The sequence below is a fragment of the Massilia sp. Root351 genome (assembly GCF_001425045.1).
Lineage (GTDB): Bacteria > Pseudomonadota > Gammaproteobacteria > Burkholderiales > Burkholderiaceae_D > Rugamonas.
This window is the reverse complement of sequence record NZ_LMDJ01000034.1, coordinates 278465-300895: the sequence shown is the minus strand read 5'-3', so window position 1 is coordinate 300895 and position 22431 is coordinate 278465. Positions and strand designations below refer to the sequence as shown.

Here is a 22431-nt window from a genome sequence, read left to right as displayed (position 1 = left end):
GATGAGCAGCGAAGCCCACCTCGCCCCGTACGCCGTGCATTCGGACCAGGGCGTGGGGCGCCGCTATCCGGAAACGCCGCACGCTTCGCGCAGCCAGTACCAGCGCGACCGCGACCGCATCATCCATTCGACGGCGTTCCGCCGTCTTGAATACAAGACCCAGGTCTTCCTCAACCACGAGGGCGACCTGTTCCGCACCCGCCTCACGCACAGCCTGGAAGTGGCGCAAGTGGGCCGCTCGCTGGCGCGCAACCTGCGCCTGAACGAGGACCTGGTGGAAGCGGTGGCGTTGGCGCACGACCTGGGCCACACGCCCTTCGGCCACGTGGGCCAGGACGTGCTCAACGACTGCATGCGCGAGCACGGCGGCTTCGAGCACAACCTGCAAAGCCTGCGCGTGGTCGACACGCTGGAAGAACAGTACGGCGCCTTCGACGGCCTGAACCTGATGTTTGAAACCCGCGAAGGCATCCTCAAGCACTGCTCGCTGGCCAACGCCAAGTTGCTGGGTCCGGTGGCGCAGCGCTTCATCGACCGCACCCAGCCCTCGCTGGAAGCGCAGTTGACCAATCTGGCCGACGAGATCGCCTACAACAGCCACGACATCGACGACGGCCTGCGTTCCGGGCTGATCACGATAGCGCAGCTGGAGCAGGTGGAATTCTTCGCCCGGCTGTGGCGCGACGTGCAGCGCGCGCATCCCGGCCTGAGCGGCCGGCGCGCCATCTATGAAACCCTGCGCCGCCTGATCACGGCGCTGGCCGACGACCTGCTGGCCACCTCCGGCCAGCTGCTGCTGGACGCCGCGCCGAAGAATCTGGACGAGGTGCGCCGGGCGCCGCCGCTGATCCGTTTCTCGGACCAGATGCGCAAGGACGCCACCGAGCTGAAGCGCTTCCTGCGCGCCAACCTGTACCGGCATTACAAGGTCAACCGCATGCGGGTGAAAGCCAGCCGCATCCTGCGCGAGCTGTTCGAGGCCTTCATGGCCGACCCGGTGCTGCTGCCGCCCGACTACGTCGATGCCAGCGGCGACGCCACCGCGCAGGCGCGCAAGATCGCCGACTACATCGCCGGCATGACCGACCGCTACGCCATCCGCGAACACCGCCGCCTGTTCTCGCTCGAAGAACTGTAGCGTCACCTGATCCGCGTCACGCGCCGTGTGCGCGCCACTTGATCGCCGACCTTGCGCGGCGCATGATGAACGCATGGCCACCACCCTGGCGGTTGTGATCGCGGCCGCCAGCACCACGCTGGCGGTGCTGCGCATGGCGGGATAGCCGCGCCGGCTAGAACATGCGCGCCTGCGCGGCGGCGCTGTCGCCCAGCAGTTCGAGCAGCAGCTTCTTGACGGGGGCGGGCAGGGCGGCGTCGGCCACGCGGGACGCGTCCAGCCAGACGTGGCGGCCATCGGCGGCGAACGGCGCGCGCTTGGCCAGGGTCACCAGCAGCGGCGCGATGTGCAGCTTGTAGTGCGTGAACACATGCGTGACCGTCATCAGCCGCTCGTGCGACTCCATCTGCCCGAACACATGCACCGCAGCCAGCAGCGCCGCCTGGTCCGCCGGCGGGATGTCGTCGTCCTCGGCCAGCGTGTGGCCGTCCAGCTCCGGCAGGGACAGCAGGCCGCCCCAGATGCCGGTTGCCGGCCGCTGCTCCAGCAGCACCTGGCCCCGGTCGATGATCACCAGCATGGTGGCGTGCTTCTCCGGCGTCGCCTTCTTCGGCTTGCGCACCGGCAGTTCCTTGGTGCGGCCGGTGGCGAACGCCACGCAGCGCGGCTGCATCGGACAGCGGCCGCAGTCCGGGCTGCTGCGCGTGCACAAGGTGGCGCCCATGTCCATCAGCCCCTGCGTGTACGACTCGATGCCCTGCTCGGGCAGCAGCGCCTCGGCGCGCAGCCACATGGCCTGTTCCACCTGCTTCTCGCCGGGGTAGGCGGCTATGCCGAACACGCGCGCGAACACGCGCTTGACGTTGCCGTCCATGATGGCCGCGCGCGCGCCGCCGGAAAACGCCGCGATGGCGGCCGCCGTCGAGCGGCCGATGCCGGGCAGCTCGGCCAGCAGCGCCGGGTCGGACGGGAACACGCCGCCGTACTCGGCCACCACGCGCTGCGCGCACTTGTGCAGGTTGCGCGCGCGGGTGTAGTAGCCCAGGCCGCTCCACTGCGCCATCACGTCCTCCACCGGCGCCTCGGCCAGCGAGCGCAGGGTGGGGAAGCGCGCCAGGAAGCGCGCGTAGTAGCCCAGCACGGCGGACACCTGGGTCTGCTGCAGCATGATTTCCGACAGCCACACCAGGTAGGCGTCGCGCGTGTTCTGCCACGGCAGCGTGTGGCGGCCATGTTGCTGCTGCCAGGCGATCAGGTCGGCGGAAAAAGTGGGGTCGGCATAGTCCGCCGCGCCTTCGGGCGCCAGCGGATGGGTCAAACGTTTCATGGAATTCCTTGGATTATGCGGCGGCGTCCAGCGCCACGAACTCCGCATTGATGGCGATGCTGATATTGCCGGACAGTTCGGTGAGCCGCGCCTTGAGCTGCTCCAGCTCGGCCTGGCTGCGCTCGAAGGCCTCGATCTTCTGTTCCAGGCTGTCGGTCGCGTCGTGGATGCGCTGGATCGACGCCAGCCGGTGCTTGAGCTGGTCCTTGTGCTGCCGGATCTGCGCCTCCAGCGGCGCCATGATCACCTTCAGCCACGCCTCCACGTCCGCGTTGGCCGCCTTCAGGCAGCGCTTCACGGCCGAGGCGATGGAGTCGAAGAAGCGCTCCATCAGCACCACGCGGCTGGTCATCAGCAGGGTCACGGTGCCGAACTGGGCGTCGTAGATGTCCTCGATGTCGGCAATCTCGTCGCGGTAGCGCTCCAGCGAAAACGGCATCGGCGGCGCCAGCGTCAGGCCATGCTCGCTGGAGAATTTACGGTACATCACTTCCATCATGTCGCGGATTTCGGTGGTCTTGTGCTCGGACGCCTGCAAGTCGCGCTTGATACTGTCGAAGAAGATTTTCACCGCCTCGCGCATGCCGGTCGAAAAGCGGCTGCGGTCCATGGCCGCGCGCACGCCCAGCACGTGGTCGCGCAGGATGTCCATGCCCAGGCTGGTGTACAGCTCGGTGGACAGGCGCGTGAACACGGCGCGCGTGGCCTGCAGCTTGAACAGGCTGCTGTCGAACTCTTTCTTCTCCACGTCGATGCGGCGCATCATGTGCGCCACCACGCTCTGGTTCTTGCCGCGCAGGCTTTTCAGTTCGTGCAGCTGCTCCATGATGCCGCGCAGGCGCGCGCCCACCAGCGCCTGCTGCGCGCCGCTCAGCGTGCCCAGTTCTTGCGCCAGCTGCTTGCGCACGATGTCCTTCTTGGCCGGGATCAGCTCATTGAACAGCGCTTTTTCCAGCAGGCCGAGGCGGCTTTTCTCCAGCAGCGCCGCGTCGCTGTTGATCTTGCCCACCAGCGCCTTCTGCGCCGACACCGGGAACACCTGGCGCGGCTCCAGGGCCAGCATGTGCGCCGCGTGCTCCTGCTGGCGCGCGATCTCGGCGTTGACCTCGGCGTCGCTGCGCAGCTCGTCCCACATGCTGTCGATCTTGTTCAGCACCACCAGCCGGCCCGCGCCGTTGCCGATGTGCTTGCGCCACACTTCGATGTCGCTCTTGGTCACGCCGGTGTCGGCCGCCAGGATGAACAGCACCGCGTGCGCGTGCGGGATCAGGTTCAGGGTCAGCTCGGGCTCGGTGCCGATGGCGTTCAGCCCGGGCGTGTCCAGGATCACCAGGCCCTGCTTGAGCAAGGGGTGCGGGAAGTTGATGATGGCGTGGCGCCACAGCGAAATCTCGACCATGCCGTCGTCGTCCAGCGTGACCTGCATGTCCGGGTCGTCCTCGTCGTACAGGCCATAGCGTTTGGCTTCCGCCACGCTCACGTGGCGCGTCAGGCTCACCTGCCGGAACACCTCGTGCATGGCGGCCGGCGAGTCCAGCTCCAGCGGCAGCATGGTCCAGGCCGAGGCGTGTTCGCGGTAGTCGCTGGTGGACAGGTTCTCGGCCCGCGTTTCGATGGGCAGCAGGCGGATGCAGGCCGGCCACGCCGGGTCGTACATCAGCTCGGTGGGGCACATGGTGGTGCGCCCGGCGGCGGACGGCAGGATGCGCTGGCCGTAGTCGGCGAAAAAGATGGAGTTGATCAGTTCGGATTTGCCGCGCGAGAATTCGGCCACGAAGGCCACCGACAGCTTGTCGTCGGCCAGCCGCGCCAGGGTGCGCGCCACGCGCTGCTCGGTGGCGGCGTCGGCCAGTTCGGCGCCGTGCAGCCACGCCTGGTACTGCTGCAACGCCACCACCACGCCGTGGCGCCACGCACTGTACTGTTCAAGATCCCTGACCATGCTTCCCTCTTATTTCTGGCACTGCACACAATAGAAGGTCGAACGCTGCCCCTGCTTGACCTGGCGCACCGGCGTGCCGCACACGCGGCAGGGCATGCCGGTACGATCATAGACGAAATAGCTCTGCTGGAAGTAGCCGGACTGGCCATTGACGCTGATAAAGTCGCGCAAGGTGCTGCCGCCCTGGACGATGGCCTCGGCCAGCACGTCGCGGATGGCCTGCGCCAGCTTCTGGTAGCGCGCCAGGCTGATGCGGCGGGCCGGCGTCTTCGGATTGATGCCGGCGCGGAACAGGCTTTCCGAGCAGTAGATATTGCCCACGCCCACCACGATGTCGCCTGCCAGCAGCACCTGTTTGACGGCCGCGCCGCGCGTGCGCGTCATGCGGTGCAGCAGCTCGCCGGTGAAGGCGCCCTCCAGCGGCTCCACGCCCAGGCCGCGCAGCAGCAGGTGTTCCTCCAGCGCGCCGTCGGCGCTGGCGTGCCACAGCACGGCGCCGAAACGGCGCGGGTCGGTCATGCGCAGGATCTGCGGCCCGCCGCCGGCGTGCGCGCCCACCACGAGGTCAAAATGATCATGTTTTTGCGGCGGGATGCCGGGCGGCAGCACGCGCAGGTGGCCCGACATGCCGAGGTGGATGATCAGCGTGCCGTGCTCGAACTTGAGCAGCAGGTACTTGCCGCGCCGGCCGGTGGCGGTCACCGTGCGGCCGGCCAGCGCCTGCTCCAGTCCGGCCGGGAAGGGCCAGCGCAGGCCGCTGCGCCGCAGCACCACGCCGCGCACGGTGCGGCCTTCGATATGGGGCGCCACCCCGCGCCGGGTGACTTCAACTTCTGGTAATTCTGGCATGGATCGCTTTAAATTAGCTTTAAATAACTTTCGTTACACCTGCAAACGGACGATGACGGTGGCTTGGCGTAAAATCAGGCTAGTTTCCGACCAGTCAGGACTATCCTTTGAAAAACGCACTCGTCATTGTAACCCTCTCCGCAGTGCTTTCCGCTTGCTCCGTTGCGCCGCAAAAACAAGCCGATACGGCCGATCAGCCCGTTCCCGCTGCCGGGCCGGAAACCCGCGACACGCCGGCCATGCAGGCCGTGGCCGCCGCCGCCGCCGTGCAGGCCACCGAGCCCTTGCCCAGCGTCGAGCTGACCAGCGACCTGTTCTACAAGCTGACCAAGGCCGAACTGGACTTCAAGCGTGGCCAGTGGCAAAGCGCCTACGTGACCATGATGGTGCTGGCCCAGCAGACGCGCGACCCGCGCCTGGCCCAGCGTTCGGCCGAAATGGCGCTGGCCGCCAAGCAGGGCGGCGAGGCCATGGCGGCCATCCGCCTGTGGCGCGAGCTGGCGCCGGAGTCCGACGAGGCGGCCCAGTATTTCCTCGGTTTTTCCGTGCTGGGCGACGACCTGAGCGAAGCCGAGCAGGTGTTCGCGCAACGCCTGAAGGCCGCGCCTGCCAATTCGCGCGGCCTGGCCATGTTCCAGATGCAGCAATTCCTGCTGCGCGCCAAGGACAAGGCCGCCGCCTTCGCGCTGATGGAGCGCGTGCTGAAACCGTACGGCCAGACGCTGGAGGCGCATCTGGTCCTGGCCCAGGGCGCCTACGCCAACAACGACGCCGAACGCGCCGCCAGGGAAGCGCAGCAAGCCATGCGCATCAAGCCCGATTCCGAACTGGCGCTGCTGACCATGGCGCAGGTGACGCCCGATGCGGACGCGGTGACCAGGATGGTCAACGGCTTCCTCGCCAAGTATCCGAATTCGCGCGAAGTGCGCGCGGCCTACGCGCGCATGCTGGTCGAGCAGAAGCAGTACGACAAGGCGCGCGAGCAGTTCCAGTTCCTGCTGAAAAGCCAGCCCGACAATCCGGCCACGCTGTATGCGCTGGGCATCATGTCGATGCAGGGCAACGACACGGCCGCCGCCGAAGGCTACTTCAAGCACTTCGTGGAAGTGGTGGACAAGGAGGGCGGCGACGAGCGCGACCCCACCAAGGCGCTGCTGATCCTGTCGCAGATCGCCGAGGAGCGCGGCGACTACGCGGCCGCCCAGTCGTGGCTGGAGCAGATCGACGGCGGCGAGCCGCGCTTGCTGCTGACGGTCAAGCTCAAGCGCGCCCAGCTGGCCGCGCGCATGGGCGACCTGGCCGGTGCGCGCAAGCAGCTGACCGAGATCAAGAGCGAAGACCCGGCCGAACTGGCCCAGGTGGCGCAGACCGACGCCCAGCTGCTGCGCGACGCCGGCCGCAGCGGCGACGCCTACGCGGTGCTCGAAGACGGCGTGCTGCGCTACCCGAACAGCCCCGACCTGCTGTACGACTTTGCGCTGGCGGCCGAGAAGCTGGGCAAGATGGAATTGATGGAAACCAGCTTGCGCAAGGTGATGGAAATTGCCCCGGACAACCACCATGCCTACAACGCGCTGGGCTATTCGCTGGCCGACCGCAACCTGCGCCTGGAGGAAGCCTATACGCTGGTCGAGAAGGCCATGCAGATGGCGCCCAACGATCCCTTCATCATGGACAGCATGGGCTGGGTGCAGTTCCGCCTGGGCCGCCTGAAGGAAGCCGAAGCGCTGCTGCGCCAGGCCTACACGCTGCGCAACGATCCCGAGATCGCCGTGCACCTGGGCGAAGTGCTGTGGGCGCAGGGCGACCAGGGCGGCGCGCAGAAGCTGTGGCGCGAGGCGCGCGCCAAGGATCCGCAGAACGACGCGCTGAAGAGCACGCTGGCGCGCCTGAATACGAGTTTGTGATGGAGAGCTTATGATGCGCACACCGATAGCCTCCATGCTTTGCGCGGGCGGCCTGAGCCTGCTGTTGTCCGGCTGCGCCAGCCTGGGCGGCGGGGCGGGAGGGGCAGGCACTCCCGCTGCGCCGCCGCCTTCCGGCGCTGCCGTTGCACCTTACCGCGACACGCTGGAGCTGGCCGGCAAGCTGTCGGTCACCTACAGCCGTGACGGCAAGCAGGACTCCAGCCATGTGCGCTTTATCTGGGAGCAAAGCCCGCAGCGCACCGACGTCACCATCACCGCGCCGCCGCTGAACCAGACCGTGGCCACCATCAGCGTCACGCCGCAGGAAGCGGTGCTGACCGAGAGCGGCAAGGCGCCGCGCCGCGCCGCCGACATCGGCGCGCTGAGCGCGCAGGCGCTGGGCTGGACCATGCCGGTGTCCGGCCTGCGCGAATGGCTGCAGGGCTATGCCACCGCCGCCGGCGGCCAGCGCTTCGTCGCCAGCCCGGCCGCCAACACCGTGACCACCGCCGACGGCTGGCGCATCACCTATGTGTCGTGGCAGGATGGCGCCCCCGGCGCGCCGCCGCAGCCCAAGCGCATCGACGCCGAGCACGGCGCCATCGGCACGCTGGATGAGATGTCCATCCGCATTGTCCTCGACTCACCGCAAGCATAATGACCGAACTGAAGAATCTCCCGGCCCCGGCCAAACTGAACCTGTTCCTGCACGTGACCGGCCGCCGCGCCGACGGCTACCACATGCTGCAAACCGCCTTCCAGCTGATCGGCCGGGGCGACCTGCTGCACATCCGCGTGCGCACCGACGGCCAGCTGCGCCGCAGCAACGACATTCTCGGCGTGCCGGAGCAGCAGGACCTGGTGATCCGCGCGGCCGCGCTGCTGCAAGCCGAGGCGCTGCGCCGCAGCGGCGTGCTGCACGGCGCCGACATCACGGTGGACAAGGTGCTCCCCATGGGCGGCGGCCTGGGCGGCGGTTCGTCCGACGCGGCCACCACCTTGATGGCATTGAACACGCTGTGGAACGTGGGATTGGACCAGCAAGAGCTGATGGCGCTGGGCTTGCCGCTGGGTGCGGACATCCCGTTTTTCATCTTCGGCGAGACCGCCTTTGCCGAAGGCGTGGGCGAGGCGCTGCAGCCGCTGGCGGCGCCGGATTGCTGGTACGTGGTGATCGAGCCGGGCGTTTCTGTGCCCACTGCGGAAATATTTTGCTCGGAGCATTTGACAAGGAACACTCCGCCCATCATAATAGCGGACTTTTCCAGCCACTACGAAAATCGAAACGATTGGAAGCAGTTTGGCCGGAATGATTTGCAACAAGTAGCGTCCAGTATTTACCCGCCGGTAGCAAAGGCGATAGAATGGCTGGCAGCTTACGGAGATGCCAGGATGACTGGTTCCGGTGCTTGTGTGTTTTGTGCCTTTGCAGATGAAGGCCGGGCCGATGCGGTACTCGAAAGAGCGCAGGGGGTCTGGACTGCCTGGAAGGCCAAAGCGCTGAAGCGGCATCCGATCTTCGACATGTTGTGAGTGAAAAAAAGATTTTGCTTTTCGTTAGTTCGGTAGTATAATAATCGCCGTCGTAACGACAAGCAGCAAGTTACAGCAGGGGAATCGCCAAGCTGGTTAAGGCACTGGATTTTGATTCCAGCATACCAAGGTTCGAATCCTTGTTCCCCTGCCACCCATTTTTCTTGAGTCTGTCGATGCATCAGCGTCCAGTCAAGATAAAATACAGGTGCCCACGGCACCGAAGCTCGCAGCGCCGGATAGCGGTTTGTCCGGCGATCAATCAAGATATCAACGCTTACTTCTCTGGGACTCCCCATGGCTTACGAAAACCTGATGGTTTTTACCGGCAACGCTAATCCTGCGCTGGCTGAAGGAGTCGCAAAAAACCTCGGCATTCCTCTCGGCAAAGCAGTCGTCTCGAAATTCTCGGACGGCGAAGTCATGGTCGAAATCAACGAAAACGTTCGTGGTAAAGACGTGTTCGTGCTGCAATCGACCTGCGCACCGACCAACGATAGCCTGATGGAACTGATTCTGATGGTCGATGCGCTGAAACGCGCCTCCGCAGGCCGTATCACTGCCGCCATCCCATATTTCGGCTACGCCCGCCAGGACCGCCGCCCCCGCTCGGCGCGTGTTGCGATTTCGGCAAAGGTAGTGGCCAACATGCTGGAAAGCGCCGGCGTTGAGCGCGTCCTGATCATGGATCTGCACGCAGACCAGATCCAGGGTTTCTTCGATATTCCAGTCGATAACATCTACGCTTCCCCTATCCTGCTGGGCGACCTGCAGAAGAAGGACAATGAAGACCTGCTGGTCGTGTCGCCCGACGTCGGCGGCGTGGTGCGCGCCCGCGCCCTGGCAAAGCGCCTGGGCTGCGACCTGGCCATCATCGACAAGCGCCGTCCGAAAGCCAACGTTTCCGAAGTGATGAACATCATCGGTGAAGTCGAAGGCCGCAACTGCGTCATCATGGACGATATGGTCGATACCGCCGGCACCCTGGTGAAAGCTGCCGAAGTGCTGAAAGAGCGCGGCGCCAAGAAAGTGGTGGCGTATTGCACCCACGCCGTGCTGTCCGGCCCGGCGATCGACCGTATTTCCGGCTCGTCGCTGGACGAACTGGTGGTGACCGACACGATTCCGCTGTCCGACGCCGCCAAAGCCTGCGGCAAGATCCGCCAGCTGACCTGCGCACCGCTGCTGGCCGAGACGTTCAAACGCATCATCAAGGGCGATTCCGTGATCTCCCTGTTCATCGACTAAGTTCGGCTCAGTTCGGCTTGTTTCGGTAGACAACAACAGTTTTTAGCGGCGGCGCGACCGGTTTTCGACCGGTTGCGCCGCTGTTTTTCCGGAGCGCCCTGGTCGCGGGGCGCTTCTTCACAACAGGGCGCGAGCCTTGTTTATTATTGGAGTCTCAAATGAAAGTAGTTGCATTCAAACGCGAACTGCAGGGCACGGGTGCGAGCCGCCGCCTGCGTATTTCCGGCCAAACCCCAGGCATCGTGTACGGCGGCGCTGAAGCCCCGATCACCATCTCCCTGGACCACAACGCGCTGTACCACGCGCTGAAAAAAGAAGTGTTCCACTCGTCCATCCTGGACCTGGAAATCGACGGCAAGACCCAGCAAGTTCTGCTGCGCGACTTCCAGATGCACGCTTACAAGCAACTGGTACTGCACGCTGACTTCCAGCGCGTTGACGCAAACACCAAGCTGCACAAGAAAGTGGCACTGCACTTCATCAACGCCGACGTATCGCCAGCCGTGAAACTGCACGGCGCATCGATCAGCCACGTGCTGTCCGAGCTGGACGTTTCCTGCGTTGCAGGCGACCTGCCGGAATTCGTGAACGTTGACCTGGCCAACATCGACGTGGGCCACTCGATCCACGTGTCGGACCTGGTTCTGCCAAAAGGCGTGACCGCTGTTACCCACGGCAAAAACCAGACCGTAGCCACCGCTTCGGTACCAGCTGGCCACGTGTCCGCTGAAGCGACCGCAGCAGCTGCTCCAGCAGCCGATGCCAAGCCAGCCAAAGGCAAGAAGTAATCTTTTACTTCCTTTGAAGTAAAATAAAAAACCCCGCTCGCGGGGTTTTTTTATATCTGGAAGAAACCATGTCCATCCGCCTGATCGTCGGCCTCGGCAACCCCGGCCCCGACTACGAACAAACCCGCCACAACGCCGGCTTCTGGCTGGTCGACAACCTGGCCAACAGCCTGGGCGCGCGCCTGCAGCGCGAAACCCGCTTCAACGCGCTGATGGCCAAGACCGCCATCGCCGGCAAGGAACTGTGGCTGCTGGAACCGCAGACCTATATGAACCGCTCCGGCCAGTCGGTGGGCGGGCTGGCGCGCTTTTACAAGATCAACCCGGATGAAGTGCTGGTGGTGCACGACGAACTGGACATGATGCCCGGCGTGGCCAAGCTGAAGAAGGGCGGCTCCTCGGGCGGCCACAACGGCCTGAAGGACATTACCGCCGCGCTCGGCACGCAGGACTACTGGCGCCTTCGCATCGGCATCGGCCATCCGCGCACGCTCAGCCTGCAGCAGGCGGTGGCCGACTTCGTGCTGCACCGCCCGCGCCGCGACGAGCAGCTGCTGATCGATGAAGCGATCGAGAAAAGCCTGAAGATCGTTCCGCTGGTGTGCGAAGGCAAGTTCCCGCTGGCCACTACCCAACTGCATACCGCATAGGCGGCATGCGAGCGGCTCAGGCCGCGGCGGTTTGCGGCGCCGGCTTGCTGGCGTCGAAGTAGTAGCTGACGCGCTTGCGCGGACTGAGATAGACGTACACTTCCGGCGGCACCATCCCGGGCCGCAGCGCCTTGACGATGTTCAGCTCGGGCTCCAGGTCCAGGTCCACCATGATGGCTTCCAGGCGCGGCACATCCTTGTCGTACACCACCACCATTGGTTTCATCGGCCGCGCCGTGTTCACGGTCGCCACCATGCCGGTCATGCCATTCGACAGTTGCACCACGGTGCCGGGCGGGTACACGCCCAGGCAGCGGATGAACATCTGCAGCAGGCGCGGATCGAACTTGGCGCGGTGCTTGGCGAACATCATCGACAGCGCCTCGTGCGGCGTGAGCGCGTGCGCCAGGTTGAATGGATTGCACAGCTCGTCGTAGTAGTTGGCGATGGCCACGATGCGCGCCAGCACGCCGATGCCTTCCCCCTTCAGCTTGCGCGGATAGCCGCTGCCGTCGAACAACTCGTGGTGGTCGTGGATCACCGCCGCCACCGCCGGCATGCACTGCAGGCGCTGCGCCATCTCCGCGCCGTACTGCGCGTGCATCTCGTACAGGTTCTGTTCGGCCGTGGTGTACGGTTCCGGCTTGCTGAGGATCTTGTCCGGAATGTTTTTGCGGCCGATGTCGTGCAGCAGCGCGCCCAGGCCCAGCAGATTGGCCACCTCGGGCGGCAGATTGACTTCGCGCGCGATCATCATCGACAGCATCGTCACGTTGAGCGAGTGGAAATACAGCTCCTCGTTGCCGGCCGTGTCGCCCATGACATGGATCGCCAGTTCCGGCGCGCACAGGATGGCGTCGGTGATCTGCGTGACCAGGCCGGTGGCCTGCTTGACCGACTCCTCGGGCCGCGAGAACAGGTGCTTCTCGATTTCGCGGATGGCGCGCGCGGTGTGGGTGAAGGCGCGCTCGACGCGTTCGGCGTCCGCGCGGCGCAGCTGCATGCGTTCCAGCATGGCGCGCTTGGCTTGCAGCGCGGGCGACGCTGCCGCCGCCGCTGCCGCCGCCGCCACGGCTGCCGCCGAGTCCGCCGCGTCCTTGCCGGATGCCGTGGCCGCCTGCGCGTCTTCCTGCGGCGCCACATCGCTCAGCTCCGGCTTGTAGCGCACCGAAGGCAGGCCCAGGCTGCGCAAGGTGCTGATCTGGTCTTCGGACTTGATCTTGAAATGGCTGAATGCAAACGGGTGCTCGAACCACTTCAGGTCCAGCTCGACATACAGCCCGACGCGCAGCTGATCCATCGTAACCGTCAACTCATCCAAGTCGGCTCCCCCCACAGGCTTGCATTGCAGAAGTTGTGGTTATGCAAATTTATCCAATTCTAAGTGTATACGAGAAGCATCGCCGGCGGTTGCTTATGGCCAGCGGCCGGCCAGGAAATCCATGGCGGCCCGGGCCGGCGGCGGTACCGGCCGTTGCGGACACACACCGTATACGCCGGTCGGGCGGCCGCTCCACTGCGGTAGCACCTGTAGCAGCTCCCCATTACGCAGCGCCGCCGCCACCGTTGCGCTGGACAAAAAGGCGATGCCCAGGCCGTCGATGGCGAACTGCCGGATGGCGTCGCCATTGTCGGCGCGGATACGGCCCTGGGGACGCAGGCTGCGTTCGCCGTCCGGGCCGGTCAGGCGCCACAGCTCGGCGTCGCGGTTCACGGCCAGGTTCAGGCACGCGTGCCGGCTGAGCCCGGCCACGTCGGCCGGTGCGCCATGCTGCTCCAGGTAGCGGGGCGCCGCCACCAGCAGGCGGCGGTTGTCCATCAGCTTGCGCGCCACCAGCGCCGAATCGTCCAGGCGGCCGATGCGGATGGCCAGGCCGACCCCTTCGGCCACCAGGTCCACATAGCGGTCCGTCATCATGAGGTCAAGCTCGATGCCGGGGTAGCGGCGCAGGAATGCGGCCACGTGCGGCACCACGTGGGTGCGTCCGAACGAAACCGGCACACTGAGCCGCAGCTGCCCGCGCGGCTGGGACGGTTCCGCATACTGATGGCTGGCCGTCTCGTAGGCGCCGCGCAACTGCGCAAAGGCGCTGCCGCATTCGGCGTACAGCGCCTGGCCGGCGGCGGTCAGCGACATGGCGCGCGTGCTGCGGTTCAGCAACTGCGTGCCCAGTTCCTGCTCCAGCGCTTTCACCAGCCGGCTCACGGAGGAGGGCGTCATGCGCAATGCCTGCGCCGCGCGCGCAAAACTGTGGTGGTCGACCACGCACGTGAAAGCGCGTAGCAAATGGAGCGGAGGCTGCTGCATTCGTTCTTCCATGGAAGGTATGTGCTGATTCTACAGCTATTATCGCCGGCCATCGCCATGGCTAGACTAGCTTGCATGACCCAACTATTTCATATCGACGCGTTCACCTCCATCCCGTTTCGCGGCAACCCCGCCGGCGTGGTGCTGGCTGCCGACGGACTGAGCGCACGGCAGATGCAGGACCTGGCGCGCGAGCTCAAGCATTCCGAAACCGCCTTTGTCATGCAGCCCAGGAAAGGAGCGCAGGATGAAGCGCACGACGTTTACATCCGCTACTTCACGCCCACCACCGAAGTGCCCATCTGCGGCCACGCCACCATCGCCGCCCACTACGCGCGCGCAGTGGCGATGCAGCTGGGCAGCGTGGAACTGCAGCAGAAGACCGGCGCCGGCGTGCAGCGCATCCGCGTGGAGCGGCAAGCGGACGGGGACTACCGCATAGTCATGCGGCAGGGGCCGTTATCCTTCGGTCTGCCCTTGTCCGCCGCGACCCGCCGCGCGGTGGCGGCTGCGCTGGGGCTGGACGACAGCGCTTTTGCGCCGGGCTTGCCGCTGCAAATCGTCTCCACCGGCCATTCGAAAGTGATGGTGCCGCTGCGTGCCGGCGTGGCGCTGGACGCCATCGTTCCCGACCATGCCGCGCTGGCCGCACTGAGCGCCGACGTCGGCTGCAACGGCTGGTTCCCGTTTCAGCTGCGCGCCTGCGGCACCGCCACCGATGGCCGCATGTTCGCGCCCGCCATCGGCATCCCGGAAGACCCCGTCACCGGCAATGCCAACGGCCCGCTCGGCGCCTACCTGGTGCGGCACGGCCTGATGGCGCACGACGGCCAGCTGCTGCGCTTCCAGGGGCACCAGGGCCGTGCCCTGCGCCGCGACGGCGTGGTCCACGTGGAGGTGGCGATAGCGCAGGGCGCGCCGCAGCAAGTGTCGATCAGCGGCGGCGCGGTGATCCTGTTTTGCGCGCCGCTCGATCTCACCCGCCTTGCTGGGACTTCCAGTACTCCAGCGGCGGCTTGCCCACCAGCCGCGTGAACCCGCGCGTGAAGTGCGCCTGGTCGAAAAAGCCCAGCCGCGCAGCCAGCGCGGCCAGGTCCGGAGCCGCCGCGCGGCCCAGCTGCCAGGTGGCTTCGTGCAGCCGGAAGCGCTGGATCACCCACTTCGGCGACACGCCCACATAGTTGCTGAACAGCCGCTGCAGCGTGCGCTCCTCGATGCCGAGCAGGTCCGACAAGGCCGCCACGCTGACCGGGCCGTCTTCGGCGGCGGCAGCTGCCACCGCGCGCTGCGCCAGCAGCGCGCGCGGGTCGGCCGGCGGCAGCACGGCCGCCAGCAAGGCCTCGGCCGCCTGCACCATATCGGTATCGCTGCGCGCCTCGCCAGCATCGCCGCCGTTGCCCCCCGCTTCCGCGCCAAGCACGCGCCGCTCGGCCTCCACGCCGGCCACGCCCAGCATCCCGTCCACCGGCATGGTGCGGTCCGCCAGCCGGGACAGCGGGTGCGGCAGAAAGGGCCGCAGTCCGCCCGGCTTGAAGCGTACCCCCAGCACCTTGCCAGCGCCCTCCACCTTGCGCTCGAACGCGCCGCGCACCACGCCGTGGATGGCCGTGTTGCCGCGGTCGAACACCAGGTGGGCGTTCGGATACGGCAGCACGCGCTGGGTTTGCGGCGGCCCTCCGTTCCTGTCCCATTGCACCACCCAGTGGTAGTCGACAAAAGGCTGCAGCGCGGGCGAGGGCGGATAGCTTGCCAGCCGGATGCGGCGCGCCGCTGCCGCCGGATCCACAACCCCTTTCGGCATCGGCGCACCACCGTTGTCGGTTTTTTCCAATCTTTTCTCCTGGTCCTGAAATACAGTGCCGCTTTTCCATTGATGAAAGAGCGCCATGAAATCCAGCCTGTCCACCCTGGCCGCCGTTGCCGCCCTCGCTTGCCTGCCGGTCCGCGCCGAACCCGCTGCCCAGCACGCGGCCGGCACGTTTGAAGTCAAGATGTCGCCAGCCTCGGCGCCGCAGCATGAGGGCCGCACAGCCACCGGGCGCATGTTACTTGAAAAACAATACTCCGGCGACCTGCAAGCCACCGGCAAAGGCGAAATGCTGACCGCCATGACCGACACCCAGGGTTCCGCCGCCTATGTCGCCATCGAGCGCGTCACCGGTACGCTGAAGGGCAAGGCCGGCAGTTTCGTGATCCAGCATTCAGGTGCCATGCACGGCGGCGACAGCCAGCTGGCCGTGACCATCGTGCCCGATTCCGGCACCGGCGAGCTGGCCGGCATCAGCGGCCGCATGGCGCTCAAGCAGGTGGACCGGCAGCATCACTATCAGCTGGACTTCGTGTTGCCCTGACCCTGCTGCCATCGGGCATTCGATATGTGCTTGACTTCTGACACCTGTAAGATATTATTGACATATCAAATCAATAACCAGGAGCGGTCCATGCAAGAGGTGTCATTGTTCCGGCTGTATGCGCTGCGCGCGGTCTACCTGCTGATCGTTGTTGGACTGGCCCTGGTCGTCTGGCCGGGCATACTCCACCACAGCAAGCCGTGGGAGCTGATGGAGGGCGTGGTGCTGTGCATGCTCGCCGCGTTCTCGCTGCTGTGCGCGCTTGGCCTGCGCTACCCGCTGCAGATGCTGCCGGTGCTGCTGTGGGAACTGATCTGGAAAGTGCTGTGGCTGTCGCTGGTCGCGCTGCCGGCCTGGAAGTCCGGCAGTATGAGCCAGGCCGTGCTGGAAAACACTATCGCCTGCCTGGTGGTGATCGTGGTCCCGCTGGCCATGCCGTGGCGCTACGTGGTCGACCACTATCTGAAAAAATCCGGCGACCGCTGGCGCCTGGCCGGCAATTAACATGCGAATATAGGGGCTATGAAAAATACCCTCGCATGCCTGCCCCTGGCCCTGGCGGCAGTGTTCCCGGCCATGGCCGCCAAGGCGCAGGACGGCGCGCCGCTCAAGGCGCAAGTCGCCAGCCGCATCAATGCCATGTACCCGCAGCTGGAAACGGTCTACAAGGATTTGCACGCCCACCCTGAAATTGCCTTCCAGGAGGTGCGTACCGCTGCCAAACTGGCTGGCGAGATGCGCGCGCTTGGCTTCGATGTGACCGAAGGCGTCGGCAAGACCGGGCTGGTGGCGATCTTCAAGAACGGACCCGGCCCCACCGTGATGGTGCGCACCGAGTTGGACGCGCTGCCGATGGAGGAAAAAACCGGCCTGCCGTACGCCAGCAAGGCCCGCACTCGCTCCGGCGGCGCCGAAACCTACGTCATGCACAGCTGCGGCCATGACATCCACATGGCCAGCTGGCTGGGCGCGGCGCGCGCCTTGGTGGAACTCAAATCGCAATGGCAGGGCAGCCTGATGTTCATTGCGCAGCCCGCCGAGGAAACCGTGTCCGGCGCCAAAGCCATGCTGGAGGACGGCCTGTTCAAGCGCTTCCCCAAGCCGGACGTGGCGTTCGCCCTGCATTCCTGGCCGACTGCGCACGGCACCGTCGGCTACAACGTCGGCGCGGTGTCATCGAATTCGGATGCCCTCGAGATCGTGTTCAAGGGGCGCGGCGGCCATGGTTCTGCGCCGGACAAGGCGCTGGACCCGATCACCATCGCCGCGCGCTTCGTGGTGGACGTGCAGACCGTGGTCAGCCGCGAGAAGGACCCCAAGGAATTCGGCGTGGTCACCATCGGCGCCATCCAGGGCGGCACCGTGGGCAACATCATTCCGGACAGCGTGCTGGTGCGCGGCACCATCCGTTCCTACAGCCCGGCCGTGCGCGCCAAGCTGCTGGACGGCGTGCGGCGCGTAGCCAATGCGTCGGCCGCCATGGCGGGCGCCCCGGCGCCGGACGTGGAGCTCAAGTCCGGCGGCCAGGCCATCATCAATAACGACGCGCTGGTGCGCAAGACGGAGGCGGTGCTGAAGGACGCGCTGGGCGCCGCCAACGTCGGCCTGATCGCGCCGATGACGGCCAGCGAAGACTTCTCCGAGTACGTCAACCAGGGCGTGCCGGGCATGTTCTTCTTCACCGGCGTCTATCCCGCCAAGGCGGTGGCCGAGGCCGAAACGGCCGGCGGCAAGCCGCTGGCCTTCAACCACTCGCCGTTCTATGCGCCGGTGCCCGAGCCTTCCATCAAGACCGCCGCGCAGGCCATGAGCCTGGCGGTGTTGAGCGCGCTGGCGCGCTAGCGGGCCGGCCATGCCCAGCGTGCAAACCGCGCAGCCCGCGTTCTGGCGCGATGCCGCGCTGCCCTTCATCGAGGCGCGCTCGATACGCGGCGGCCGCGACCTGTGCTACGCGCGGCATACGCACGACACCTTCTCCATCGGCGCCATCACCGGCGGCGTGAGCACCTACTGGAACCGGCGCAGCAAGGAAACCGTGGGCGCGGGCAGCGTGGTGGTGATCAACCCGGAGGACGCGCATGCCTGCAATCCGGCCGCCGGCCAGCCGTGGTCGTACCGCATGTTTTATGTGGACGTGGCCTGGCTGACCGCGCTGCAGCATGAACTCGGTTTCAGCCGCAATGCCGATTTCAGGGCGTTTTCGACCACCTCAAGCACCGCGCTGTTCGCGGGCTTGAACCGGCTCTACGACACCGTGACCTCGGCGCACGCCGACGGCTTGCAGAAGCAGAGTGCGGCGCTCGCCTTCTTCATGGACATGCAGCAGGCGCTGGACCCGGCGCCGGTCGCGCTGGCCGGCGCCAACGGCAAGCTGCTGCGGGCCGCCGAATTCATCAGCGACAATTGCACCCGCCTGCTGAGCCTGGAAGACATCTGCGCCGCCGCCGGCCTGTCGCCGTCCTATCTGATCCGCGCCTTCAAGAGCCAGTTCGGCATGACGCCGCACGCCTACCTGGTCAACCGGCGCGTCCAGTACGGCCAGGCGCGGCTCAGGCGCGGCGCCGCGATTGCCGACGCCGCCATCGAAAGCGGCTTCGCGGACCAGGCCCATTTCCAGCGCGCCTTCAAGCAGCTTGTCGCTGCAACGCCGGGGCAGTACCGGGGCCGATAAGGTCCACCACGGCCTGGAATAGCCGGGCCGGCTGTTCCGCGATCCGGTTCAGCACGTAGAGAAAATATTCCTCGCCGAAGATGGCGTACTCGCGCGTCTGGAACCCGCGCCGGCGCAGCGCGTCCAGGCCATCCGCGCCCAGTCCGAACAGTGTTTCGAATTCCGATTGCCGCGGCGACAGTTCCTGCTGCAGGATGAAGCCGGCCAGGTCGTTCTGCAACTGCACGTCGTGTGTGGCGAGCGCGCATGGGTGGCCACTGGCAAGCAGGGTCTGCGCAAACCGGCGGTAGGCGGCTGCCAGTTCCGGGCTGTGGCGGTCCCAGGCAATCGCGGGCGACTCGAGGAAGGCGCCCTTGACCAGGCGTATGCGGCCCGGCAACTCCATCAGCTGCGGCAAGTCCTGCGCGCTGCGGTGCAGTTTGGCCGGCAGCGTGATGCCCACGTTGTCCAGTCCGGCCTCGGCATGCAGCCGCCGGTAGGTGGCATAGATCAGGCTGGCCCGGTCCGCGCCCTCCATCGAAATCATTACCTCGCGGCCGGCGCCGGCCGCGGCGCTGGCAATGCGCCTGGCGTTGCGGTAGCCCAGTTCCGGGTCCACCAGCAAGCCGACGTGGGACAAGTCCAGCGAAACCGAGCACTGCAGGTTTTCGTGCGCGAGCGCGGCCGCCAGTTGCAGGAAGACTTCCGTGTCGGTGTTGGCCTTGGCCTCGTCGCGGCAGCTTTCGCCCACATACTCCGCCGATCCGGCATGCCCGCGCGCGCTGACAGCGTGCAGGTGCCGCACCAGGTCGGCCACGGTGTGCCCCGCCAGATAGCGCGCAGCCACGCGGTGGATGTACGGGCGCAGCTGGGGATCGCTGCAGAAGCGTTCTTTTGCCTGTTCGTTGAGCGCCAAAGCGCGCAGGCTGTCGGCTGCCTGCACCATCAAATCCGGGGTCTGCATAATCCATTCCTTTCAAAATTTCGGAAAGGCCATCGTATGGGGCGCGCCGGGCCGCCGTATTGAAGGAAATTGCCTTCTGCCGGCGCCGGAAAGACTATGGTATTGCAAAAATGCAAAGCAAATTGCGCCAAAGATATTAATATTTCAAGGAATCATGTCTATCTTGGCCCGTATCTCGTTTCGCCTGCTACTTTCCTTACTCTGCCTCGCACCGGCCGGCGGCATGGCCGCGCCGGCCGCCACCGTGGCAGACTGGAACACAGGCATGCCGAGGCCGAAGCGGCTCTGAAGCGTGTCGTAGAAATCGAAGAGAAGGCAGATCCGGACCACCAGAGTGGGGTGTTGATGAATCTGGGCCAGCATTACGCGTCGCAGAAGCGCTACTGACGCCGCCGGGCGCGCGCGTGCCGGCCTAGGACTTGTTGGACTGCAGCGTAAAGCCGATCAGGCGCGCCACCACCGCCGCCAGATACATCAGCCCGACCAGCATCTCCACGCTGGCGATGGCCCGCGCATGCGAGGTCAGCGGGATCACGTCGCCGATGCCGGTGCTCGACAGCAGCGCAAAGCTCAGGTAGTTCAGCTCGGTCCACGTGCGCGGGGCGGCGGCGTTCACCGCTGCGCCGAAGGTGCCCGGCTGCAGCGCCTGGACCAGGATGAACACGTGCGTGAAGGCCCACGCCAGCAGCGTGAACGCGGCGCCGGCCGCGAACAGTTCGTCTGTCGTGGCCAGCCGGTCCTCCATCATGTAGGCCACCAGGCTGGCGGCGGCATAGAAATAGAACGCCGCCTCCAGCGCGGACGACCAGGGCAGCAGCCCCGGCAGGTCGAACGCCATCTGCAAGCCCAGCAGGATGATCACGGGGCCGGCGATGCTGGCGCTGACCCAGGCATGGCCCGGCGTGCGCCGCACCATGCGCGTGGCCACCACCAGCACCAGGATGCCGAACATATTGAAGATGATGTGGCCGCCGCGCACGGTTTCGATAAACGGATACAGCAGCATGCCCAGCAACTGCGTCAGCAGCAGCACGGCTGACGGATGGCGCTTGGTGCTATGCACCAGGGGAAACGGATTCATGGTTCAAGCCCCGGACAGCGTCGCAAGCACGCCGCGCACCGCAGCCGGGATCGGGACGGCGCGGTTGCTGGCGCGCTCGACGTAGACGTGGACGAAATGGCCGGCCGCGCACGGCTGCTCGTCGTCGTTGCGGAACAGCGCGATCTCATAGCGCACGCTGGAATTGCCCAGCTTGGCCACCCGGATGCCGGCATGGACAGTGTCCGGGAAGGAGATGGAACGGAAATAGGCGCAGCCGCTGTCAACCACGAACCCGACCACCTCGCCCTTGTGGATGTCCAGCACGCCGCGTTCGATCAGGAACTGGTTCACGGCCGTGTCGAAGTAGGAATAATAAACAACGTTGTTGACATGGCCATACACGTCATTGTCCATCCAGCGGGTGGCGATGGGCAGGAAATGGGGAAACTGCGAGCGTTTGGCGTCGCGCATCGTCATGGAAGCTCCTGGTTCTGAGGTACAATTGATCCTTACGCGCGGGCAATCGGCGCAGCAAAACAATACCATCATTAAAGGTTTTTCATGAGTCTCCAATGCGGCATCGTCGGCCTGCCTAACGTCGGCAAGTCCACTCTTTTCAATGCACTGACCAAGGCCGGCATCCCGGCTGAAAACTATCCGTTCTGCACCATCGAGCCGAACGTCGGCGTGGTGGAAGTGCCGGACCCGCGCATGGCCGCGCTGGCCGAGATCGTCAAGCCCGAGCGCATGGTCAACGCCATCGTCGAGTTCGTCGACATCGCCGGCCTGGTGGCCGGTGCTTCGCAAGGCGAGGGCCTGGGCAACCAGTTCCTGTCGCACATCCGCGAAACCGACGCCATCGTCAACGTGGTGCGCTGCTTTGAAGATGAAAACGTGATCCACGTTGCCGGCAAAGTCAGCCCGCTGGACGATATCGAAGTGATTCAAACCGAATTGGCGCTGGCCGACTTGGGCACCGCTGAAAAAGCGCTGCACCGCGAAAACAAGAAAGCCCGCTCCGGCGATAAAGACGCAGCGAAACTGGTTGCTCTGCTGGAAAAGATTATCCCGCAGCTGAACGAAGCCAAGCCGGTGCGCGCCATGGGCCTGGACGCGGATCAAATGGCGATCATTAAATCGCTGTGCCTGATTACCGCGAAGCCGGCCATGTATGTGGCCAACGTTTCCGATACCGGTTTCACCAATAATCCGCTGCTGGACCAACTGACCGAATACGCGAAATCGCAGAATGCGCCTATCGTCGCCATTTGCGCTTCGATTGAAGCCGAGATTGCCGACCTGGATGACGCCGATAAAGTGGAATTCCTGTCCGATATGGGGATGGAAGAGCCTGGCCTGGACCGTCTGATCCGCGCCGCCTATAAACTGCTGGGCTTGCAGACTTATTTCACCGCCGGCGTAAAAGAAGTGCGCGCCTGGACCATCCATATCGGCGACACCGCCCCGCAGGCAGCCGGTGTTATTCACACCGATTTCGAACGCGGCTTTATCCGTGCGCAGACCATTGCCTATGACGATTACATCGCCCTCAAGGGCGAAGCAGGCGCCAAGGAAGCGGGCAAGATGCGCGCCGAGGGCAAGGAATATGTGGTCAAGGATGGCGACGTGCTGAACTTCCTGTTCAACGTCTAAATACCCTTAGCGGCCTCGGCCGCAGAAAAAAGCCGCGAGAGATCGCGGCTTTTTTTTCGCCCTTTTTCCGCCGGATTACCCCCGCGCACTCAAATCTGGCGC

General features: G+C 65.4%; 23 protein-coding genes and 1 tRNA gene. 15 read left to right on the top strand and 9 right to left on the bottom strand.

All coding sequences use genetic code 11. From position 1 onward, the window contains the following. Position 1: 1 nt before the first annotated feature. Positions 2 to 1138, top strand: a complete 1137-nt coding sequence (locus tag ASD15_RS28055; protein WP_057158319.1) for a deoxyguanosinetriphosphate triphosphohydrolase — start codon at positions 2 to 4, stop codon at positions 1136 to 1138. Positions 1139 to 1292: 154 nt separating this feature from the next. Here ASD15_RS28055 and mutY read toward each other — a convergent pair whose 3' ends face one another. The 3 genes from mutY to mutM are packed head-to-tail and all read right to left on the bottom strand — an operon-like array spanning position 1293 to position 5235. Beyond that, on the bottom strand, positions 1293 to 2444 hold the full coding sequence (mutY, locus tag ASD15_RS28050; RefSeq protein WP_057158318.1) for an A/G-specific adenine glycosylase: 1152 nt from the start codon (positions 2442 to 2444) through the stop codon (positions 1293 to 1295). 13 nt (positions 2445 to 2457) lie between these two features. Next, a complete protein-coding gene (locus ASD15_RS28045) occupies positions 2458 to 4386 on the bottom strand; it encodes a dynamin family protein (protein ID WP_057158317.1) in 1929 nt (642 codons plus the stop codon). A gap of 9 nt (positions 4387 to 4395) precedes the next feature. Then, on the bottom strand, positions 4396 to 5235 hold the full coding sequence (mutM, locus tag ASD15_RS28040; RefSeq protein ID WP_057158316.1) for a bifunctional DNA-formamidopyrimidine glycosylase/DNA-(apurinic or apyrimidinic site) lyase: 840 nt from the start codon (positions 5233 to 5235) through the stop codon (positions 4396 to 4398). A 107-nt stretch (positions 5236 to 5342) separates the two neighbouring features. Between mutM and ASD15_RS28035 the strand changes: the two genes are divergently transcribed. The 7 genes from ASD15_RS28035 (at position 5343) to pth (ending at position 11361) form a co-directional block, all read left to right on the top strand. Next, positions 5343 to 7142 (top strand): tetratricopeptide repeat protein, encoded by a 1800-nt coding sequence (locus ASD15_RS28035; protein ID WP_057158315.1) that lies wholly within the window; start codon positions 5343 to 5345, stop codon positions 7140 to 7142. A gap of 10 nt (positions 7143 to 7152) precedes the next feature. Beyond that, entirely contained in the window at positions 7153 to 7800 is a 648-nt protein-coding gene (locus ASD15_RS28030; protein ID WP_057158314.1) for an outer membrane lipoprotein LolB, read from the top strand. Then, on the top strand, positions 7800 to 8675 hold the full coding sequence (gene ispE / locus ASD15_RS28025; protein ID WP_057158313.1) for a 4-(cytidine 5'-diphospho)-2-C-methyl-D-erythritol kinase: 876 nt from the start codon (positions 7800 to 7802) through the stop codon (positions 8673 to 8675). Before ASD15_RS28030 ends, ispE begins: the two co-directional genes overlap by 1 nt. A gap of 77 nt (positions 8676 to 8752) precedes the next feature. After that, positions 8753 to 8829 (top strand) — tRNA-Gln (locus ASD15_RS28020). A 143-nt stretch (positions 8830 to 8972) separates the two neighbouring features. Then, positions 8973 to 9923 carry a ribose-phosphate pyrophosphokinase gene (locus ASD15_RS28015; protein WP_057158312.1) on the top strand — a complete coding sequence of 317 codons (951 nt, stop codon included), beginning with the start codon at positions 8973 to 8975 and terminating at the stop codon, positions 9921 to 9923. A gap of 158 nt (positions 9924 to 10081) precedes the next feature. Beyond that, positions 10082 to 10711: a 50S ribosomal protein L25/general stress protein Ctc gene (locus ASD15_RS28010; protein WP_057158311.1), complete on the top strand. Its 630-nt coding sequence runs from the start codon at positions 10082 to 10084 to the stop codon at positions 10709 to 10711. A gap of 68 nt (positions 10712 to 10779) precedes the next feature. After that, a complete protein-coding gene (gene pth / locus ASD15_RS28005) occupies positions 10780 to 11361 on the top strand; it encodes an aminoacyl-tRNA hydrolase (protein WP_057158310.1) in 582 nt (193 codons plus the stop codon). Between the two features lie 16 nt (positions 11362 to 11377). Here pth and ASD15_RS28000 read toward each other — a convergent pair whose 3' ends face one another. Next, positions 11378 to 12661, bottom strand: a complete 1284-nt coding sequence (locus ASD15_RS28000; protein WP_057158309.1) for an HD-GYP domain-containing protein — start codon at positions 12659 to 12661, stop codon at positions 11378 to 11380. 114 nt (positions 12662 to 12775) lie between these two features. Then, complete coding sequence (locus tag ASD15_RS27995) at positions 12776 to 13669, bottom strand: LysR family transcriptional regulator (protein WP_057158308.1); 894 nt, start codon at positions 13667 to 13669, stop codon at positions 12776 to 12778. Between the two features lie 75 nt (positions 13670 to 13744). Between ASD15_RS27995 and ASD15_RS27990 the strand changes: the two genes are divergently transcribed. Then, complete coding sequence (locus tag ASD15_RS27990; protein ID WP_057158307.1) at positions 13745 to 14704, top strand: PhzF family isomerase; 960 nt, start codon at positions 13745 to 13747, stop codon at positions 14702 to 14704. Here ASD15_RS27990 and ASD15_RS27985 read toward each other — a convergent pair. Then, positions 14646 to 15500 (bottom strand): AraC family transcriptional regulator, encoded by an 855-nt coding sequence (locus ASD15_RS27985; protein ID WP_057158306.1) that lies wholly within the window; start codon positions 15498 to 15500, stop codon positions 14646 to 14648. The genes ASD15_RS27990 and ASD15_RS27985 overlap by 59 nt on opposite strands. Before the next feature lie 55 nt (positions 15501 to 15555). Here ASD15_RS27985 and ASD15_RS27980 point away from each other — a divergent pair, with 55 nt between their 5' ends. The 4 genes from ASD15_RS27980 to ASD15_RS27965 all read left to right on the top strand — a co-directional run bounded on the left by ASD15_RS27980 (position 15556) and on the right by ASD15_RS27965 (position 18691). Then, positions 15556 to 16020, top strand: coding sequence for a DUF3224 domain-containing protein (locus tag ASD15_RS27980; RefSeq protein WP_082552202.1), 465 nt, complete (start codon positions 15556 to 15558; stop codon positions 16018 to 16020). A gap of 90 nt (positions 16021 to 16110) precedes the next feature. Further along, on the top strand, positions 16111 to 16524 hold the full coding sequence (locus ASD15_RS27975) for a hypothetical protein (RefSeq protein WP_057158305.1): 414 nt from the start codon (positions 16111 to 16113) through the stop codon (positions 16522 to 16524). Between the two features lie 18 nt (positions 16525 to 16542). Beyond that, a complete protein-coding gene (locus ASD15_RS27970) occupies positions 16543 to 17862 on the top strand; it encodes an amidohydrolase (RefSeq protein WP_057158304.1) in 1320 nt (439 codons plus the stop codon). A gap of 10 nt (positions 17863 to 17872) precedes the next feature. Next, positions 17873 to 18691, top strand: a complete 819-nt coding sequence (locus ASD15_RS27965; protein WP_057158303.1) for an AraC family transcriptional regulator — start codon at positions 17873 to 17875, stop codon at positions 18689 to 18691. On the opposite strand, the gene ASD15_RS27960 is transcribed toward ASD15_RS27965, so the two are convergent. Beyond that, complete coding sequence (locus ASD15_RS27960) at positions 18645 to 19634, bottom strand: proline dehydrogenase family protein (RefSeq protein ID WP_057158302.1); 990 nt, start codon at positions 19632 to 19634, stop codon at positions 18645 to 18647. The genes ASD15_RS27965 and ASD15_RS27960 overlap by 47 nt on opposite strands. A 96-nt stretch (positions 19635 to 19730) precedes the next feature. On the opposite strand from ASD15_RS27960, the gene ASD15_RS32695 reads away from it, so the two are divergent. Then, a complete protein-coding gene (locus ASD15_RS32695; protein ID WP_157201175.1) occupies positions 19731 to 20021 on the top strand; it encodes a hypothetical protein in 291 nt (96 codons plus the stop codon). 25 nt (positions 20022 to 20046) lie between these two features. Here ASD15_RS32695 and ASD15_RS27950 read toward each other — a convergent pair whose 3' ends face one another. Together ASD15_RS27950 and ASD15_RS27945 are read right to left on the bottom strand one after the other, a co-directional pair. Continuing rightward, on the bottom strand, positions 20047 to 20715 hold the full coding sequence (locus ASD15_RS27950) for an ion channel (RefSeq protein ID WP_057158300.1): 669 nt from the start codon (positions 20713 to 20715) through the stop codon (positions 20047 to 20049). Positions 20716 to 20718: 3 nt separating this feature from the next. After that, positions 20719 to 21147 (bottom strand): thioesterase family protein, encoded by a 429-nt coding sequence (locus ASD15_RS27945; RefSeq protein WP_229418374.1) that lies wholly within the window; start codon positions 21145 to 21147, stop codon positions 20719 to 20721. A 90-nt stretch (positions 21148 to 21237) separates the two neighbouring features. On the opposite strand from ASD15_RS27945, the gene ychF reads away from it, so the two are divergent. Continuing rightward, entirely contained in the window at positions 21238 to 22329 is a 1092-nt protein-coding gene (gene ychF / locus ASD15_RS27940) for a redox-regulated ATPase YchF (RefSeq protein WP_057158298.1), read from the top strand. Positions 22330 to 22431: the final 102 nt, after the last annotated feature.

What these genes read in the sequence shown, in the direction of transcription:
- ASD15_RS27965 (WP_057158303.1), top strand. Translation starts at nt 17,873, where the DNA reads ATGCCCAGCGTGCAAACCGCGCAGCCCGCGTTCTGGCGCGATGCCGCG.
- ASD15_RS27980 (WP_082552202.1), top strand. Translation starts at nt 15,556, where the DNA reads ATGAAATCCAGCCTGTCCACCCTGGCCGCCGTTGCCGCCCTCGCTTGC.
- ASD15_RS27975 (WP_057158305.1), top strand. Translation starts at nt 16,111, where the DNA reads ATGCAAGAGGTGTCATTGTTCCGGCTGTATGCGCTGCGCGCGGTCTAC.
- ASD15_RS28010 (WP_057158311.1), top strand. Translation starts at nt 10,082, where the DNA reads ATGAAAGTAGTTGCATTCAAACGCGAACTGCAGGGCACGGGTGCGAGC.
- ASD15_RS28030 (WP_057158314.1), top strand. Translation starts at nt 7,153, where the DNA reads ATGATGCGCACACCGATAGCCTCCATGCTTTGCGCGGGCGGCCTGAGC.
- ychF (WP_057158298.1), top strand. Translation starts at nt 21,238, where the DNA reads ATGAGTCTCCAATGCGGCATCGTCGGCCTGCCTAACGTCGGCAAGTCC.
- mutY (WP_057158318.1), bottom strand. Translation starts at nt 2,444, where the DNA reads ATGAAACGTTTGACCCATCCGCTGGCGCCCGAAGGCGCGGCGGACTAT.
- ASD15_RS32695 (WP_157201175.1), top strand. Translation starts at nt 19,731, where the DNA reads ATGGTATTGCAAAAATGCAAAGCAAATTGCGCCAAAGATATTAATATT.
- ASD15_RS28015 (WP_057158312.1), top strand. Translation starts at nt 8,973, where the DNA reads ATGGCTTACGAAAACCTGATGGTTTTTACCGGCAACGCTAATCCTGCG.
- ASD15_RS27990 (WP_057158307.1), top strand. Translation starts at nt 13,745, where the DNA reads ATGACCCAACTATTTCATATCGACGCGTTCACCTCCATCCCGTTTCGC.
- ASD15_RS27995 (WP_057158308.1), bottom strand. Translation starts at nt 13,669, where the DNA reads ATGCAGCAGCCTCCGCTCCATTTGCTACGCGCTTTCACGTGCGTGGTC.
- ASD15_RS27945 (WP_229418374.1), bottom strand. Translation starts at nt 21,147, where the DNA reads ATGCGCGACGCCAAACGCTCGCAGTTTCCCCATTTCCTGCCCATCGCC.
- ispE (WP_057158313.1), top strand. Translation starts at nt 7,800, where the DNA reads ATGACCGAACTGAAGAATCTCCCGGCCCCGGCCAAACTGAACCTGTTC.
- pth (WP_057158310.1), top strand. Translation starts at nt 10,780, where the DNA reads ATGTCCATCCGCCTGATCGTCGGCCTCGGCAACCCCGGCCCCGACTAC.
- mutM (WP_057158316.1), bottom strand. Translation starts at nt 5,235, where the DNA reads ATGCCAGAATTACCAGAAGTTGAAGTCACCCGGCGCGGGGTGGCGCCC.
- ASD15_RS28055 (WP_057158319.1), top strand. Translation starts at nt 2, where the DNA reads ATGAGCAGCGAAGCCCACCTCGCCCCGTACGCCGTGCATTCGGACCAG.
- ASD15_RS28045 (WP_057158317.1), bottom strand. Translation starts at nt 4,386, where the DNA reads ATGGTCAGGGATCTTGAACAGTACAGTGCGTGGCGCCACGGCGTGGTG.
- ASD15_RS27960 (WP_057158302.1), bottom strand. Translation starts at nt 19,634, where the DNA reads ATGCAGACCCCGGATTTGATGGTGCAGGCAGCCGACAGCCTGCGCGCT.
- ASD15_RS27970 (WP_057158304.1), top strand. Translation starts at nt 16,543, where the DNA reads ATGAAAAATACCCTCGCATGCCTGCCCCTGGCCCTGGCGGCAGTGTTC.
- ASD15_RS27950 (WP_057158300.1), bottom strand. Translation starts at nt 20,715, where the DNA reads ATGAATCCGTTTCCCCTGGTGCATAGCACCAAGCGCCATCCGTCAGCC.
- ASD15_RS28000 (WP_057158309.1), bottom strand. Translation starts at nt 12,661, where the DNA reads ATGGATCAGCTGCGCGTCGGGCTGTATGTCGAGCTGGACCTGAAGTGG.